Origin of the sequence: Paraburkholderia phytofirmans, assembly GCF_046028095.1 — a bacterium.
In the GTDB taxonomy this organism is placed as follows: domain Bacteria; phylum Pseudomonadota; class Gammaproteobacteria; order Burkholderiales; family Burkholderiaceae; genus Paraburkholderia; species Paraburkholderia phytofirmans_A.
The window spans coordinates 95,212-111,603 of sequence record NZ_JAQQDJ010000013.1 but is presented as its reverse complement, the minus strand read 5'-3'; the positions used below and the strand labels follow the sequence as shown (position 1 = coordinate 111,603).

Below are 16,392 nucleotides of genomic sequence, written 5' to 3'. Positions count from 1 at the left end.
GATGCGAACGGCGCTCTACGCATGGGCGCCGTTCGTTAATACTGTGGTGTTTTTCAGGCGCGAGGCAGAAGCCGCGACTGCTTTAATGCCGTCGCTCCGGCGCACCACCCTCGCCGCCGCTACATACGACTCAATCCTGCAAGCCGCGCACGTTCCGATAAGAACAGCGGCTCGAATCGACAAAGCGCACGCGAAATTCGACCGGCTGGTCCTTGAACGTGAACGCCGTGCGCTCGATGCGCAACACCGGCGCACCGACTTCGATATTCAGTGCGCGCGCCACTTCTTCGTCGGCGGCCGCGCCGCCCAGATCTTCCACCACGCGCACAACCGAAATCCCGAAGTGCTCCTGGTAAAAGCCATAAATGGAACCGCGCCGCGCCTTGAACATCTCGGCTTCGAGCGTCGGGAACACATCGAGCGGAAACCACAAACGATCGAGCATGACAGGCACGTCGTCATGCAGCCGAAGATTGTCGGCGGTGGCAAGCCGTGCGCCGCGCGCGAGCTTGAGCGTCGCGGCGATTTCCGCGCTCGCGCGCTCCTTGCCGAAACGCAGCAGACGCGCGGTGACTTTCAGTAATTGGCCGTCTGTATCGACGAAGCTGAAGTAGTGGTCGAACGCATGTTCGTCGGCGAACTTCGCGACGATCGTGCCGCGCCCTGCCCGGCGAATCAGCAGACGCTCGGCCACCAGTTCTTCGACCGCGCGGCGGATCGTGCCGATGCCGACGCCGAATACCTCGGCTAATTGCGGCTCTGTCGGGATCTTGTCGCCGGCTGTCCATTCGCCGGTGCGAAGGCGCTCGAGAATACCGGCGCGGACGATTTCATAGAGCGGTTGCTCTCCCGGAGTACGAAGTCCTGGCATTCAGGTCAGTGTCAGAGTGAAGAAAAGGAATCGGAAAAAAGCCGCTCGATCCGCGCTGAGATGACCGCGCGGCGCACATGTTTCATGCGCCGCTTCCGGTCCGATCCGCGGCCCGCATGGCGAATTCCGGAAGGATACAGGATCGACACCTAAATGCATCACAGCAACAGAGCGCCGCGCGGCTAACAACCGCGATGACTGAAGGCAATCGGCATCGACCCGAACCTATCTATTAATTCGAATCATTCGAATGATTCGATTGACGAGGACGAGATGTCGTCTTAGACTGATCTTCATCGCGCAACCACGCGCGCTTAACATCAGAGGAGATGAGCCATGCCGAATTTCATCAAGCACATTGCATTCAAGGTTGAAGATGTCGAAAAGGAACGCGCGTTCTATGAGAACGTGTTCGGCTATAAGCACGTGAATACGGTGCGTCGCAAGGGCAAGAACGGCGACCACATTTCGCATCACCTGACCGACGGTTACATGGACCTGACGTTGATTCACTATGAGCAATCGGATTCCGACGAAGCCGATTTCGCCGGCCCGGCGCCATGCATTCACCACATCGGCATGGAAGTGGAAGACCTCGACGCGTTCATCGCGCAGATCAAGGAAAACGGCGGCGAAATCCTGACGGCGCCGGGTCATCTGCCGGTCAAATTCCGTTCGCCGAACGGCCCGGTTGCGGAAGTCGTGCCCATGGAGCGCTGGGAAAAGAAGACGCTCGCCGCCGGCGTACACGGCGAAGTGCTCGAGTAAGTACACTCAGGTTCGCGTTTCAGCTCGCATTACACCAATTCAATAGCGAGCTATTCGACGTACGGCGACGTGGGGCGATCCCCGCGGCGCCGCGACACCAAACGCAACGGCACGTGCCGTTGCGTAGTCGCAAGGAGGAGACACGATGGAATCGATCCGCCGCCGCAACCGCTTTTCCGCGACGACAGGCGTACTGATTGTCCTGTGCATCATGTCGTTCCTGATGTATGTGGACCGCACCAATATTTCCACTGCGGCTCTCGCGATCCGTCGCGATCTGCATCTGAGCAATTCCCAGCTTGGCATCGTGTTTTCCGCTTTTGCGCTGACCTACGCGCTCGCGATGATTCCAGGTGGCTTTATCGGCGATCGTCTCGGCGCCCGCAAAATGCTCGCTGTATGCGGCGTGCTGTGGGGTCTAGGCACGCTCCTCACCGGCTTCGCCGGCGGACTGGGGACGCTGCTGCTCGCGCGCTTCGTCGTCGGGTTGGGTGAAAGCCCGATCGTGCCGGCGTCGGCCCGCGCATTGACCGCGTGGATGGAACCCGAGCGGCGCGGCTTTTCGCAAGGCATCACGCATGCCTGCGCGCGCCTGGGCAACGCGTCGACGCCGATTCTCGTCGCCGGTTTGATCACCGCGTTTTCGTGGCACATCGCGTTTATCGTGCTCGGTGCGGCGAGTCTCGCGTGGGTCGTGCTATGGGTCTGGTATTACCGCGACAATCCCGCTGATCATCCGGGTATCACGCCTCAGGACATCGCTCGCCTGCCCGCCAAACTCGGCAAGACACGCGTGCCGATGCGCTGGCCGCCGCTCTTGCGGGCGCTTTGGCCGGCTACGGTGGTGAGCTTCTGTCACGGCTGGATTCTGTGGTTCTTTCTCAACTGGATGCCGTCGTTTTTCGCGCAGGCGTATCACCTGAATATCCGGCATTCGGCTATCTTCAGTTCGGGGATTTTCCTAAGCGGGGTAGTCGGCACCACACTCGGCGGCTCGCTCAGCGATCTGATGCTGAAGAAGACCGGCAACATTCGCCGCTCGCGTCAAACGCTGATTACCGTGGGTTTTCTCGCACCGATTGTGTTCTTCGTGCCGATGTTCCTGCACACGTCGTCGACGCTCGCCGCGCTCTCGCTGGCTGCCGCGCTGTTTCTCTCCGAACTGGTCACCGCGCCGCTGTGGGCCGTCGCAATGGATCTCGCGCCCAATCACGCGGCGACCTCGAGCAGCATCATGAACACGGGGCTCGGCATAGCGGCATCGGTGTCGCCGCCGCTGGTCGGCTGGCTGGTCGATACGATGCATTCGTGGCAACCAGTGTTTGCGCTGTCGATGTTCTTTCTCGTGCTCGGGCCGATTGCCGCGCACTGGATTCGCCCCGACCGTCCCTATCTCGGCGAACCCGATGCAAAAGCGAAAGAAGCCGGCGGTTTTGCGGCGCAGATGGATGCTTATTGAACGCGCCGCCTGGTCGACGCATGTTGGTTAGCGACGAGTAAAACGCGTCGAACCTCGCGGAGTGTGCGCACTAAATCGTAGGCTAAGACTTCGCAGCGTTGCCGCTGCCGTTGTTATCCCCGATCACGCCGAACTCGACGGGCGTCTTCACGTAGAACAGATGCACGCCGTCGGCGCGCAGCCGGTCGAATAAGCGGTCGGCTTCGTCGCTCGTCATCGCCATCACGACGGATAAAGGCTGGTCCGCCAACTCGAAAAAGTGCGCAGAGTGAATGCGGTGATGCTGGCCGACTCCTTCGCAGGCCGGTATCACCGTTGCACCGCGCAAACCGAGTTCGCCCGCAAGATGGACGAGCCAGTCGGCCAGCGGCTTGCCGTGATGGCGGCGATCCTGTTGAGTAAAGAAGGTGACCTGATAGCCGTTCATGTCGGTGTCTCCTGTCCGCGCTGGATCGCTGTCGATATCCCTGTCAGTCGAGAGTTGGACGCGGCAACACTAGCGTCGCCGGTTCGGCGCAGTCGTTGGCATCGTCTCAGCCAAGGTATGAAATAAGTGTAGATGCCGGGCAGAACTACCGCCAGCTAAGGCTGCCGGGATGCCAGGTATTCCGGTTGCCAGCAGCGCAGGCCGAACAGCGGCACCAGCCCATAAGCGTGGTCCAGCATATCCGACTGCAGGTTTTCGTACGGCTCCCAGCTGGTTTCGTCGACGTAGAGAAAAATCTCCAGCGCGACGACGGGCTGGCTGGACTGCACCTGGCGAATCACAACAGGCATGTCGTGGCGGATCGCCGGATGAGCGCGAAAATGCGCGCTCAGATAGAGACGGTACAGGCCGAGGTTCGTGCGGCGCTGCGCGCCGTCGGGCGCGAATGCCGCGAGCGGCGGGTCGATATCGCTGTGCAGCCGGGCGAGCAGCGCCTCGTCGGGAAAGCGAACCGTGTCGGCGTCGAAATGAATCGAATGCTTGACGCGCCTGCCGCCCGACTCGGTCATGCCACGCCAGTTCTTCACACCGTTCGTCAGCAAAACGTAGCTCGGCACCATGACGATCGAGTTGTCGAAGTTCTGCACCTTGATCGTGTTCAGCGCAATGTCGATCACCGTGCCGTCGGCGACGAAGCCGGGCACTTCGATCCAGTCGCCCACCCGCAGCATGTCGTAGGCGGCGAGCTGAATACTTGCGACGAAGCCGAGCAGCGTCTCACGGAAAATGATGATGAGCAGCGCGGTCATCGCGCTGAGACCCGTGAGGAAGTAAGCGGGCGAGCGCTCGAGCAACACCGAAATCACGGCGATCAGCGCGATCACATAGAGCACGATGGTGGCGATCTGCAGGAAGCTCTTGATCGGCCGCTCGCTCGCGGATGGGAAGTGGCTGTAGCGCTCGCTGACGCTGTCAAGGAACGCCAGCGCGGCGCGCAACACCGTGTACACCATGTAGCAGGCCGCCAGCACCGACAGCGGATGCCCGAGCGCCGCGATCATCGGGAATGTGATGCCGGAAAGCAGCGGGCCTGCCGCGTAGACGATTGCGGCGGGCACGAGCGGCGCGAGCCGATGAAAGACCTTGTGGCGCTCGGCGGCTCGCAGCCACTTGTGCCGTTCCTGGCGCGCGAGGCGGCTGACGATCAACAGCATGAACGAGCGCGTCACGTAGTAACAGATCGTGCTGGCCAGCAGAATCGCGACCAGCAGCCCCACGACTAGCAGTATCGCGACGAACTCGCTGTCGGTATAGACGTGGAACTGATGCCAGTCTGGTCCGCTTTCGATACGCAGCGCATTGTCGAACATGGTTTCTCCCATTGCCGGCGAACCTGGCGCGGCCGCAGCGATTCACGACGCCCGCTACTTACGTTTTATCCCTGCTCAATGCCAAGCAGCCGCGCGTCCAGCCGCCGCGCCAGCGCCGCGCCGCCTTCGCGCATCACCGCATCGTGATTCCATTGGAAAACCGGTCGCAGCAACGGCGCCCATGCGTTCATCCATGCGCGGTTCGTATGCACGCACCAGTCATAGCGAACCACGGTAAGGTTGCGCCCGTCGGTCGAAAAACTCCACCGTCCGGCGCCTTCGACGTCGCCGCTGGCCTCCCCTTCCAGCGCGATCAAGGGGTCGACGCGCGTCACCCGCATGTCGAACACCAGGCGGTAAGGCAACCAGCCTTTCCATGTATAGCGTTGAACGGCACCCACGCCCTCGTCTGAACCCGCCTCCAGCTGGTCGACGCGCTCGACGTTATGCCACCACTCCGGCCAGCGCGCCGAATCCTGGATTGCCGCCCACACGTCCTGCACTGGCGCATCGAGACGCCAAACGGTGGAAAAACGGTATTCGACCGTGCGCAAGCTGCCTCCATTCTTCGTATTCTTCGAGAGATTCTGGCAGATGCTCGCGGCGCTTGCCATCACGGGCGAAGCAGCGTTAGTTCTTCGTCCCCGAATAGGCGGATTTCAACGTGGCGATGTCGAGCTTCACCATTTTCTGCACGGCGTCCATAACGCGGCCGGCCTTGACTGGATCCGGATCGGCCAACATGTCGAGGATATCGGTTGGGACGATCTGCCACGAGACGCCGAAGCGGTCTTTCAGCCATCCGCACTCCTCGGGCGAACCGCCGCCCTCGAGAAGCGCGTTCCAATAACGGTCGAGTTCCGCCTGATCGCCGCAATTGACCATCAGGGAGATCGAGTGGTTAAACGGATCGAGTGGCCCGGCACTCATCGCGTAGAAGGGCTGCCCAAAGAGAACGAATTCGACAACCTTGGTGGAGCCGGCGCCCGGCACCGCAGTGACCCGAATAACGCGTGAGTCTGGAAAGATACCCGCATAGAACGCAGCGGCTTCTTCAGCTTCCGTGGAATACCAGAGAAACGGCGTGATCTTTTGAATCGTCATGGCAAATCTCCTTTCAGTGGTGGCCGAATGCGAAGACAAACCGCATGCTGCCATTGAAACGACGAAGAAAGACCATTGAAATCGACATGCCAGCACGCAAAAGTTCAGTGTTTTATGAGTGCCGCTGTACGGTATGAGCCCGGTTGACCTGTTGTCCGCGGCCGTACTCACCACACGACCGTCAGCTTTCGTCGCCAGGGTTTATGCTAAGATAAAAGTTCGTACACGAACTAAATCCCAATAAGAGTGCGCTGTCCCCCGGAGCGCAACAGGTGAGGTTAAACATGGATCATCGGCTCGTATATCTGCTCAATGTGGGCCAGAAGCGCCTGCATCGTTGGCAGTCCCGGACAGCCGCGGGCGGAGTCACAGCAGCGCAGGCGGGACTGCTGTTCTTTCTCGGGAAAAACGATGGAGCGCTCACGAGCGAGGCCGCCGCGGCGCTCGATCTCAAGGCGCCGGGAATGAGCGGACTGGTCGACAGAGCTGAGCGGGCCGGTCTCCTGGAACGCCATTCGGACGAATTCGATGGGCGCGCGTCGCGACTTTGGCTAACGGCCGCCGGACGCGCCGCAATCAAGCGATCGAAGTCGGGGCTTGCCGAGGTGAATGCCCGACTGACGGAGGGCTTTACGGAATCCGAGATCGACGTGGTGGCGCGCTGGCTGACGAGTTTGCAGGACAAGTTTCCCGACATCGACGAGGAAGCCGCGTAAAGCGGCACGTGCGCACGGCGGCGGCGCCGCGCCGCCGTTTTGCTCGGCAAGGTACGCCACGCCTATCAGCGCGGAATCTTCGTGAAGTCCGGCCGGCGCTTTTGAGCAAACGCCAGGAATGCTTCCTTCGCCTCCGCGCTGCCCAGCCGCTCCACGAATATGACGCCTTCCCGGTCCATCTGTGCTGTCAGCCGCTCTGCGTCGCGCATGAGGCGTTTTGTTGCTGTCAGTGATCCGTAGGGCCTAGTAGCAATTTTCTCGGCAATCCGCCGTGCTTCCGCGCGCAGTTCCGCAACAGGGACTAACCGATTGGCGATGCCCCAGGCAACCGCGGCATCGGCCGGAACCGGCTCGCCGAGCGCGAACATTTCGAATGCCCTGACATGTCCGATCTGGCGCGGCAGAAGGTAGCTCGAGGCGGCTTCGGGAACCAAGGCCAGATTCACGAAGGGGGTCATCAATTGCGCGTCTTCGGATAACAGCACGTAGTCGCAATGAAGCAGCATCGTGGTGCCGATTCCGACAGCCTTGCCCTGGACAGCAGCGACGACAGGCACACTCGCTTCCGCCAGAACTCGAAGAAAGCGGACTACATGACGCTCCTGTGGACCGTCGCCGGCAGCCTGCGCGGCGAATTCCGCGAGGTCGTTACCGGCTGTGAACGTGTCCCCATCTGCCTGAATCAATAATGCGCGAACGTCATCGTCGACATTGGCCCGCTCGACGGCATCCGCGAGCGCGCTATACATTGCGTTCGTTATGGCGTTCATTTTTCCGGGCCGCGAGATCGTGACGGCCAGCACGCCATTCGCGAGTTCTACATTCACTTCTGGAATCATTGCCTCATCTCCAAAGATTTGCTCAGGCCATCTATGAATATGCATGCCTAGGCAGATTCGCATGCATCAACATATTCGCATGCGAAGTATATAATATTCGCATGCGAAGTAAACTTGACGGCGTCGAGTGGAAGAACCGGCGGTTACAGTGCAGCGTGAGGCCGTGCACCGCATTCCGGAACGCCGGCAAGCTTTCGAAAACGCGCATTGCTTGCCGCAGATCCCAATAATTGGTTTGTCAGCGCCCCGAAACGTTGGGTAAAAAATAGTTAAGGGTATACATCGATTAGTAGCCAAAAGTACGTGATATAGCATTTTCGAGGGGTAGTCATGCGTACGCGCGTGCACGTGGGCATTCCGAAAGGTGCCCGGCTCCGGCGCCTGTCTTGCCGGAGCTTTTCCTGCCTGCGCCGTTACAACCAGTGAAACGTTCTACAACAGAGAGACGGGAGACTGAGATGGCGCAATCGAAGGAAGACAAAGACGAAGTACAGGGCATGCGTCGCGGATTGCTGCAGGGCGCAGGCCTGTCCGCAGCACTGGCGCTGATGGGTGGAATGGGCGGGATGATCTCGTCGGCCCAGGCGGCGGAAGGCGGTTCGTTTCCGGCGCACAAACGATGGAAGATCGTGTTCGTCAACCATGTCACGACCAATCCGTTCTTTGTGCCCACGCAATATGGCATTCAGGACGCGACCGCCTTGCTGGGCATGGACTATCAATGGACCGGCTCGGCCAACGCCGACATCGGCGAAATGGTGAATGCGGTCAACGCGGCGATTGCCGCAAAAGCCGACGCCATCGCAGTACCGATCGTCGATCCCAAGGCATTCGACAAACCCATCCAGGCCGCGCTCGACGCCGGCATTCCCGTGTTCGCCTACAACGCCGACGCACCTTCGGGTTCCACGAATCCGCGCCTTGCGTATATCGGCCAGGATCTTTATCTGTCCGGTTATCAGATGGGCGAGCGGATCGCGAGCCTGATCGATAGCGGCCTCGTCGCGCTCTTTATCGCCACGCCGGGCCAGCTCAACATTCAGCCCCGGCTCGATGGCGCGGTGGCTGCAATCAAGAAATCGGGCAAGAAGATCGACGTGCAGACCATCGCCACGGGCGCGACCGTCAACGAAGAGCTCTCGAAGATCAAATCCTTCTTTCTCGGCCACCAGGATCTCAAAGGCATGTTCGCGGTGGACGCGGGCAGCACCCAGGGCGTCGCCGTGACAATGAAGGAATCCAACCTGCCGTCCAAAGGCGTTCACGGCGGCGGCTTCGACCTGTTGCCGCGCACGGTCGATCTGATCAACGAGGGCTTCCTCGATTTCACGATCGACCAGCAACCGTACGTGCAGGGTTTTTATACCGTGGTCCAGGCCTTCACTTTTCTCGCCTCCGGCGGACTTGTCGGGCCGGCCAACGTCAATACGGGTCTGAAGTTCGTCACCAAGGGTACGGTCGATCCGTACCTGAACACGTCGACGCGATATGAAGGCAAGAGTACGAAAGCCCAGATCGTGCCACGCACGGGTGCGATCAAAGGGTGACGTCTTCCGTGACGGACGCCCAGAAACCCGCCAAGCGTCCGAGGCGCTGGTCAGGCGCGCTCGGGCGTTCCAGCGAGATCCGCATCTTCGCGGTGGCGCTCATCCTCTGCATCTACTTCGAGACGGTCAACCATGACTTTCTGCTGACCGGCGCGAGTCTGCAGAATCTCTCGCAGTTCATCGCGCCAGTGGCGATCATTGCCTTCGGCGAAATCATGCTGATGATCGGCGGGGAGATCGATCTCTCCGCCGGGATGGTTTTTGCGTTCGCGCCTTTCATCATGCATTTCGCCATCGAGGCGGGCTTGCCGCCATGGCTCGGGATGCTCACCGGGCTGGTGGCCGCAGGCATCGTCGGGCTCATCAATGGCGCGGTGACGGTGTACCTGCGCATCCCTTCGTTCGTGACGACGCTCGGCACCTTGTTCTTCGTGAACGGCCTCACGCTGACGATCTCACGAGGCACGCCGGTTTCGCCACCGGAAAATTCAGCGTTTGCGGCATTCATGGGCGAATGGGGCTACAGCGAAATCATCTGGACGCTCGCCATTGCGGCCTTCATGCACGTGCTGCTACGCCACACACGCTGGGGTTTGCATACGATCGCGTCGGGCGCGAATCCGCTAGGCGCGAGCGAGGCGGGAATCCAGGTCAGGCGCCTGAAGCTCGGCAACTTCGTTCTTGCCGCGCTGCTCGCCGGACTGACCGGGATTCTGGAGGGTTTCCGCATCACGTCGATCGATCCGCAAGCAGGCGGCAACCAGATCATGTTTCTTGCCGTCGCCGCTGCCGTGATTGGCGGTACGCCCCTCGCCGGGGGATCGGGCACGATCATAGGCGGGCTGATCGGCGCGGCGGTGCTTGGCATTCTGAACGACGGCTTCACGCTGATCGGCATCAATGCCTTCACCTTCAACATGATTCTCGGCGCGGCGATTCTCGGCGCGATGATCTTCAACATCCACGTGGTTCGTCTCGCACGCAAGGGGGAGCTGTAATGTCCGACGTGCTGGCGGCGCTGCGCGGCGAAGACATAGTCAAACGTTTCGGCGCGGTCACCGCGCTCGACGGCGTTTCGCTGGCGCTGAAACAGGGCGAGATTCTTGGCGTACTCGGTGACAATGGCGCGGGCAAATCGACGCTGATCAAGATTCTGACCGGCTTTCATCAGCAGACGAGCGGCAAGATTTTTGTCGGCGGCGAGGAAACGATGCTGCGCTCGGTCGATCACGCCCGTTCACTCGGCATTGAATGCGTCTATCAGGATCTGGCGCTCGCCAATTCGCTGAGTATTTATCACAACATGTTCCTGAATCGGGAGATCATCCGCCCGGGGCCATTCCGGCTGTTGAACAATCGCGCCATGCGCGAGCGCGCCGCGGAATGTCTTGAAGAAATCGGCGTGCACGTGCCCTCGGTCGATCTGCCGGTCGAGCAGCTTTCGGGCGGGCAGCGGCAGGCTATCGCGGTTGCGCGCGCGGTCAATTCGAATGCGAAGATTCTGCTGCTCGACGAGCCGCTCGCCGCGATGGGCGCCCGCGAGGCGGGACTCATCATCGACCTGATCCTTCGGCTCAAGGCGAAAGGCGGCCTGTCTATCGTCATGATCATGCACAACTACGCGCAGACACTCGACATTGCGGACCGCGTGATGCTCATGCAACGCGGACGTGTGACTTATCAGCGTGAGGCAGCCAGCACGTCAGTGGAGGAGCTGATGGAAATCGTGCGACGCGAATATCGGGCAATGCGGTCGGCGACGCACTGATATCCGCGCCGCCGATCTACCGCCTCCGCTCCTGAAGCTCTCACTCGATGGCCGCGCCGCGCTCGCAAGCGCCGAAGCTGAACAATCTGCGAGGCGTACTCCACAAAACGCGTCGACGTTCGTCCGGATCGGGAATCAGGCGCTGGACCAACGTCAGCAGCGGCGCGTAATCCATTCGCGCGGGCGCGCGCAGGAACGGCCAATCCGAACCCCACACGCAGCGATCCGCGCCGAACGTACGCAGAATCTGCCGCGCGAAAATCTGCGCATCTTCGTACGGATACTCGAGCTGCGAAAATTTCTGCAACCCGGAAATCTTCACGACGGTACGCGCCGTATCGGCAAGACGCATCAGCGCCTGGAAGCCGGGTTGGTTCAAGCCGGCCGCGACATCGGGGCGGCCGCAATGGTCGATCAGCACGCGCGTCGCAGTGCGCCCGAGCAGCGGTTCGAGCGCGACCAACTGATCGCCCGTGACCTGGATCTGCGCGAACATATCGAGGTCGGCCAGCGTGTTGAAGAGCGCATCGGCATCGCTCATCCGTTCGACGCCCTCCATCGCCGGATTGAAGGCAACGCCGACCACGCCCGCGCGTTTCATCTCCAGCAACGCTGCCCGGCTCACGTCGTTGTCCACCACGGCGATGCCTTTGAAACGATCGCCATGACGCGCGATGGCATCGAGCATGCAGCGATTGTCGGTGCGGTAGCCGCTTGTCGGTCCGACCAGCAACGCATGCCGCACGCCGCATGCGTCCATTACGTGAGCAAACTGCGCAGCGGTGCCGATCTCCTGCATCGACGGCCGGTACGCCGTGTCGGCGCGATAAGGAAAGCGTGCGGGGTCGAACACATGGTTGTGGCAGTCGATCTTCTCTTCATCGAAGATATTCATTGATGCGACTCTCCGAGCGATGCGTGACGGCGGCGGCGCGCAACTTCAAGCATAGCGCGCGTGCTTCTGTAGGCAAGTTCGAGCCGGTCCTTCGCGGGCAGCGACGGCAACGGCATTTCCACGCCCAAGGCCGTGCCGGCAGGCAGCGCATCCAGCAAGTCGATGAGCGGCAAGACCCCTTCGCCCGGCGGTAGACGGCCGGCTCGCGCTTCGAGGATTGTCGCGTCGTCGCCGACCGGCGCGTGTCGCGACGCGTCGCAAAGCTGCACGGCACGCACCATCCCCACCGGCAATGCCCGAACGTCGGCCGGGCTGCCGCCCGAGCGCGCGAGATGCAACGCGTCGACGAGAATCGCGAGGTTGGCATGGCCCACTCGTTCGACCATCGAGCGTGCCTGGTTCAGCGTGCCGACTTGGCGCCAGCGCATGAACTCCAGATCGACTCGCAAGCCATATTGCGCGGCCAGTTCGCACAGGGCCGCGAGGTTGGCCGCAAGCCGCGCGGCGTCGGGATCGTCACCCGACACCGTCACGCAACGGGCGCCAAGATGGGCCGCTGCGTCGAACATCGGCGCATAGGACGCGACGTCGATATCGGGCAGCACCGGAATGAACTCGACGTCGTGCACCGCCATGCCCTCGTCGGCAAGCACGCGCCGCAGTGCGCGATGCGCGTCGCTCCCCACGACGGACGGGTACGCGATCGCATCCACGGAGGTCGGGTTCAGCCTGAGCCCCACCGCATCGAATCCCGCGCGCGCCGCCTGCGTCACCCATTCCAGCGGGGCCAGTTCCAACGCGGTGAGATGCGCGACCGCGAGCTTCGGCGCTTCTGTCGGCGCGCTCAATACGTGGCCCTCCCGCCGGTCAGATCGAAAGTGAAGCCGCTCGTAAAGCTGCATTCGGGACTCGCGATCCAGCTGACCATCGCGCCGACTTCTTCGATCTGCAGGAAGCGGCCCATCGGAATCTTGGCCTTGCTCGCCTCGATATGCGCGTCGGACATCTCGCTGAACAGTTCGGTTTCGACCATCGCCGGCGCGACGCAGTTGATGAGCACGTTGTCCTTCGCCAGTTCCTTCGCGGCCGCCTTGGTGAACGCGATAACGCCTGCTTTCGCCGCCGAGTAACCGGAGATGAACTGAACGCCCTCCTTGCCGGCAATCGACGCCACGTTGACGATGCGCCCGCCGCCACGCGCGCGCATATGCGGAATCGCGACGCGGCAGCAGTAAAACACGCTGTTCAGATCCACGGCGATCACACGTTGCCACGCATCCACCGGGTACTCCCAGCACGGCGCGACCGGCCCGTTGATCCCCGCGTTGTTCACCACAATATCCACGTGCCCGAGATGTTCGAGCGTGGCCGCGAAGGCCTGTTCGACCGAGTCGATGGCGGCGACGTCCACCTGCTGAACGTGGTCGGGCGTGAAGCCCAGCCGTTGCGCACCGCAGTCGTTCACGCTCAGATCCCACACTGCCACGCGTGCGCCGTCCGCTTTCAGCTTTTGCGCGATGCCCAGACCGATGCCACGCGCAGCGCCCGTGACGATGGCCACTTTCCCGTCGAGAGAGCGAGTCATATTCGATTTATACCTTTGCTTGAAGAATGCCGTCTTGCAGTTCGATGCGCTTGATATCGCCGACCACAAAGATGTACGAGAGCGCGCCGACCAGCGTGACAGCGGAGATGAAGGCCAACGCGTAGACGAACGAACCCGTCGCGTTGACGATCAGGCCGATCACCAGCGGCGTGACGATTCCCGCTGCGTTGGCGAACAGGTTGAAGATGCCGCCGCTCAGACCGAGCAAACCTTTCGGGGCGATGTCCGAGACGATCATCCACGCAAGCGCCGACATCCCTTGAGCGAAGTAGGCAACGCAAAGAATCGCGATGACGGTTGCGGTCGACTCGACATAGTTCGCCAGAACGATGCTCGACGCGGCAAGCAGGCCCGCGATCACCGGCAGCTTGCGCGACCAGTTCAGAGAGATGCCCCGGCGCAGCATGGCGTCGGAGATCCAGCCTCCCGCGAGTGTGCCCACCGACGCGGCGATAAACGGCAGCACCGCGATCAGTCCAACCTTCAGCCACGGCATATGGCGCTCGGTCACGAGGTAAGTCGGGAACCACGTCAGAAAGAACACATTGGTCGAATTGCAGGCGAACTGGCCGAGACAGATGCCGAGCATGCTGCGCCGCTTGAGCAGCGCGCCGATGTCGGACCAGCGAAAGTGCGTGGCCTGCTGGCTGCCGTCGACTACGCCGCCGCCATCCGCGATGTAATCGAGTTCAGCGCGATTCGCCTGTTTCGACTGATGCGGCTCGTGAAAGCGCATGAGCCAGATGCCGCCGAACACGACCCCGACCGTACCGACGATGCCGAACAACGCGCGCCATCCATAACGTTGTTCCAGCCAGAACAGGAACGGACTCAGGAAAGCCAGGCCGACGTATTCCGCGAACGTATAGATGCCGGTTGCGCGGGCGCGCTCGCTTTGCGGAAACCAGATCGCGACCACCCGGCTGTTGGTCGGGAAACACGGCGCTTCGGCAATGCCGATCAGGAGACGCATGATCAGCAGCGAGACGAAACCCGTTGCAAGCCCCTGCAACCCCGTGAAAAGAGACCACAGCGTGAGCGCGAAGAAGTAGGTCCACCGGGTGCCGACGCGGTCGAGCATCACGCCGCCGGGAATCTGCGAAGCCGTGTACGTCCATGAGAACGCCGAGAAGATCACGCCCATCAGCGCCGGGTTCAAGCCGAGTTCGTGACTCATGCTCGGCGCGGCAATGCCGGCGACGCTGCGATCCAGATAGTTGATCATCGTGCCGACCGCCAGCAGCGCGAGTATGCCGAAGCGGGCGCGGGTCCGCCGCGCGGTCGTGGCAACGTCGATTGCCGCGACTCCAGACTGAGTTGCCTGATTCATCGTGTCTCCATCCTGTCTTCTTGTGGCGCGCTTCGCGAGCCGCCCTGCGCCCTCACCCCGCAGCCTGGCTGGCGAGCATTTCGGGTCATGCGGCTGGTGCGCGTTACGTAATGCGGGAGACGGGCTCCCGTTGAGCAGATACTAGATAGGTGCCGCAAGCTTGTCGTATGCCGAGTTTCAGCTACCCTATAACTTTTGGTTAAGATCTCCTGCTACGCGTTCTGGAGGATGCATGCGGTTCAAGCTCAGGCAGATGGAAGTGTTTCGCGCGGTCATGCTGACCGGCTCGATCAACGCAGCGGCGAAGATGCTCTACGTGTCGCAGCCGGCCGTCAGCAAACTCATCTCCCACACCGAAACCACCTTAGGCTTGCGCCTGTTCGAACGCACGAAAGGCCGGCTGATACCGACAGCGGAAGCGCAGGCGCTATTCAGGGAAGTGGAGCAGGTCTATCAGGCGGCGCTGAGCGTCGACGAATTCGCACGGGCGCTGGCGCTCGGGCCGGCGAGCCTGTTGCGGGTGTCCTGCAGTCCGTCGTTGGCGACGTCGATCGTGGCGCCCGCCATCGTCGAGTTGAAGCGGCAGTTGCCGGCGCTGAGCGTGGACTGGCACACCACCCTGATGGCCGACATGCCGCTCGAAGTGCTGAGCAAAGCCGTCGACGTGGCGGTCACGTCGATGCCGATCGAACACGAACACCTCGACGTGGTGCCGTTCATGCGCGGCAGAATGGTCTGCGTCGTGCCGCCGCTTCATCGTCTGGCCTCCCATGAGCCCATTGCGCTGGCCGAGCTGGTTGGCGAGCCCATGGTTCTCTTCAGGCGCGATATTCCGTTCGGCACGATGATCGCGCGCGCATGCCAGCAAGCGAATGTAGAACTGCAATCCGTGGTGGATGTCACGCGCGCGGACCAGGCGCTGGCGCTGGTGAAGGGCGGCCTCGGGCTCGCTATCGTCGACGAGTTCGCCGCCGAAGGTCAGGGCTTGATCATCCGCCCGCTGATCGAGGAACTCGAACTCGTCTCGACCTTTGTCTATTCGAAGTTTTCGCCGCCCTCCCGCAATACGGCGCTATTGATGCATGCCGTCTACAAGCAGGCGCAACGCATCGACCGGCAGATTTCGGGCGCGTCGCTGCCGGACTAGAGCAAGCCCACGAAGTGCAGCACGACAAACGACCCGGCGCCGCCCGCTATCAACACCAACGCGTTGATTCGAGTCGCCATCACCAGCACCGTCGCGATTGCCGCGGTGAGCCACGCTATCCAGCCGCCATCGAGCTGTTTCATCAACACGTAGACGGCAGCGAGAATCAGACCGGTGGCAACGGGCCGCAGACCCGCCTGCAATGCGTTCAGCCAGCGGGCGCCTTCATGCCTGTTCCACACGTGCACGACACCGCACATCAGGAACGCCGTTGGCCCGAATAAGGCCAGCGTCGCCACGAGCGCGCCGCCAAAGCCGCCGACCTGCCAGCCGATCAACGTGGCCAGCAGCGAGCCGGGACCCGGCGCGAGGCGCGCAATCGCGAAGTCGCTCAGGAACTGGGCGTGCGTCATCCAGTGATGCACGTCGACGACTTGCCGTTGGACCTCGGCGATGATCCCTTGCCCGCCGCCGACCGTCACGATCGAAAGCGGCGCAAAAACCGAAAACAGAGCGATGAGATTTCTGGACACGTGATGTGGCTT

General features: G+C 61.6%; 18 protein-coding genes. 7 read left to right on the top strand and 11 right to left on the bottom strand.

Translation table 11 applies throughout. The features are described 5' to 3' along the window. Window positions 1-130: 130 nt before the first annotated feature. Window positions 131-871: a GntR family transcriptional regulator gene (locus PQR54_RS30430; RefSeq protein WP_408252242.1), complete on the bottom strand. Its 741-nt coding sequence runs from the start codon at window positions 869-871 to the stop codon at window positions 131-133. A gap of 336 nt (window positions 872-1,207) precedes the next feature. Between PQR54_RS30430 and PQR54_RS30425 the strand changes: the two genes are divergently transcribed. After that, window positions 1,208-1,639 (top strand): VOC family protein, encoded by a 432-nt coding sequence (locus tag PQR54_RS30425; RefSeq protein ID WP_134463011.1) that lies wholly within the window; start codon window positions 1,208-1,210, stop codon window positions 1,637-1,639. Window positions 1,640-1,784: 145 nt separating this feature from the next. After that, window positions 1,785-3,098, top strand: coding sequence for an MFS transporter (locus PQR54_RS30420; RefSeq protein ID WP_408252240.1), 1,314 nt, complete (start codon window positions 1,785-1,787; stop codon window positions 3,096-3,098). Between the two features lie 82 nt (window positions 3,099-3,180). Here PQR54_RS30420 and PQR54_RS30415 read toward each other — a convergent pair whose 3' ends face one another. From PQR54_RS30415 to PQR54_RS30400, 4 genes are all read right to left on the bottom strand, one after another. Further along, a complete protein-coding gene (locus PQR54_RS30415; RefSeq protein ID WP_408252238.1) occupies window positions 3,181-3,525 on the bottom strand; it encodes a DUF190 domain-containing protein in 345 nt (114 codons plus the stop codon). A gap of 155 nt (window positions 3,526-3,680) precedes the next feature. Further along, window positions 3,681-4,895, bottom strand: a complete 1,215-nt coding sequence (locus tag PQR54_RS30410) for a mechanosensitive ion channel family protein (RefSeq protein ID WP_408252237.1) — start codon at window positions 4,893-4,895, stop codon at window positions 3,681-3,683. A gap of 65 nt (window positions 4,896-4,960) precedes the next feature. Next, a complete protein-coding gene (locus tag PQR54_RS30405) occupies window positions 4,961-5,449 on the bottom strand; it encodes an SRPBCC family protein (protein ID WP_408252235.1) in 489 nt (162 codons plus the stop codon). Between the two features lie 76 nt (window positions 5,450-5,525). Then, window positions 5,526-5,999 carry a VOC family protein gene (locus PQR54_RS30400; RefSeq protein ID WP_408252233.1) on the bottom strand — a complete coding sequence of 158 codons (474 nt, stop codon included), beginning with the start codon at window positions 5,997-5,999 and terminating at the stop codon, window positions 5,526-5,528. Window positions 6,000-6,283: 284 nt separating this feature from the next. On the opposite strand from PQR54_RS30400, the gene PQR54_RS30395 reads away from it, so the two are divergent. Continuing rightward, window positions 6,284-6,715: a MarR family winged helix-turn-helix transcriptional regulator gene (locus tag PQR54_RS30395; RefSeq protein ID WP_408252231.1), complete on the top strand. Its 432-nt coding sequence runs from the start codon at window positions 6,284-6,286 to the stop codon at window positions 6,713-6,715. A gap of 65 nt (window positions 6,716-6,780) precedes the next feature. On the opposite strand, the gene PQR54_RS30390 is transcribed toward PQR54_RS30395, so the two are convergent. Beyond that, on the bottom strand, window positions 6,781-7,554 hold the full coding sequence (locus tag PQR54_RS30390; protein WP_408252229.1) for an enoyl-CoA hydratase: 774 nt from the start codon (window positions 7,552-7,554) through the stop codon (window positions 6,781-6,783). 458 nt (window positions 7,555-8,012) lie between these two features. Between PQR54_RS30390 and PQR54_RS30385 the strand changes: the two genes are divergently transcribed. Genes PQR54_RS30385 through PQR54_RS30375 form a run of 3 tightly spaced genes read left to right on the top strand, consistent with a single transcriptional unit; the run spans window position 8,013 to window position 10,869 of the window. Further along, complete coding sequence (locus PQR54_RS30385) at window positions 8,013-9,101, top strand: sugar ABC transporter substrate-binding protein (RefSeq protein ID WP_408252227.1); 1,089 nt, start codon at window positions 8,013-8,015, stop codon at window positions 9,099-9,101. Continuing rightward, entirely contained in the window at window positions 9,098-10,099 is a 1,002-nt protein-coding gene (locus tag PQR54_RS30380) for an ABC transporter permease (protein ID WP_408252225.1), read from the top strand. The genes PQR54_RS30385 and PQR54_RS30380 overlap by 4 nt, the downstream gene beginning before the upstream one ends. Continuing rightward, window positions 10,099-10,869 carry an ATP-binding cassette domain-containing protein gene (locus PQR54_RS30375; protein WP_408252223.1) on the top strand — a complete coding sequence of 257 codons (771 nt, stop codon included), beginning with the start codon at window positions 10,099-10,101 and terminating at the stop codon, window positions 10,867-10,869. Before PQR54_RS30380 ends, PQR54_RS30375 begins: the two co-directional genes overlap by 1 nt. 40 nt (window positions 10,870-10,909) lie before the next feature. On the opposite strand, the gene PQR54_RS30370 is transcribed toward PQR54_RS30375, so the two are convergent. Genes PQR54_RS30370 through PQR54_RS30355 form a run of 4 tightly spaced genes read right to left on the bottom strand, consistent with a single transcriptional unit; the run spans window position 10,910 to window position 14,700 of the window. Continuing rightward, window positions 10,910-11,764, bottom strand: coding sequence for an amidohydrolase family protein (locus PQR54_RS30370; protein ID WP_408252221.1), 855 nt, complete (start codon window positions 11,762-11,764; stop codon window positions 10,910-10,912). Beyond that, on the bottom strand, window positions 11,761-12,612 hold the full coding sequence (locus PQR54_RS30365; protein ID WP_408252220.1) for a sugar phosphate isomerase/epimerase family protein: 852 nt from the start codon (window positions 12,610-12,612) through the stop codon (window positions 11,761-11,763). Before PQR54_RS30365 ends, PQR54_RS30370 begins: the two co-directional genes overlap by 4 nt. Continuing rightward, a complete protein-coding gene (locus tag PQR54_RS30360) occupies window positions 12,609-13,349 on the bottom strand; it encodes an SDR family NAD(P)-dependent oxidoreductase (RefSeq protein WP_408252218.1) in 741 nt (246 codons plus the stop codon). The genes PQR54_RS30365 and PQR54_RS30360 overlap by 4 nt, the downstream gene beginning before the upstream one ends. 7 nt (window positions 13,350-13,356) lie before the next feature. Next, on the bottom strand, window positions 13,357-14,700 hold the full coding sequence (locus PQR54_RS30355) for an MFS transporter (RefSeq protein WP_408252216.1): 1,344 nt from the start codon (window positions 14,698-14,700) through the stop codon (window positions 13,357-13,359). A 232-nt stretch (window positions 14,701-14,932) separates the two neighbouring features. Here PQR54_RS30355 and PQR54_RS30350 point away from each other — a divergent pair, with 232 nt between their 5' ends. Next, entirely contained in the window at window positions 14,933-15,847 is a 915-nt protein-coding gene (locus tag PQR54_RS30350) for a LysR family transcriptional regulator (RefSeq protein WP_408252214.1), read from the top strand. Here the strand turns inward: PQR54_RS30350 and PQR54_RS30345 are convergent. After that, complete coding sequence (locus PQR54_RS30345; protein WP_408252212.1) at window positions 15,844-16,380, bottom strand: chromate transporter; 537 nt, start codon at window positions 16,378-16,380, stop codon at window positions 15,844-15,846. The two genes, PQR54_RS30350 and PQR54_RS30345, sit on opposite strands and share 4 nt — an antisense overlap. Between the last annotated feature and the right edge of the window lie 12 nt (window positions 16,381-16,392).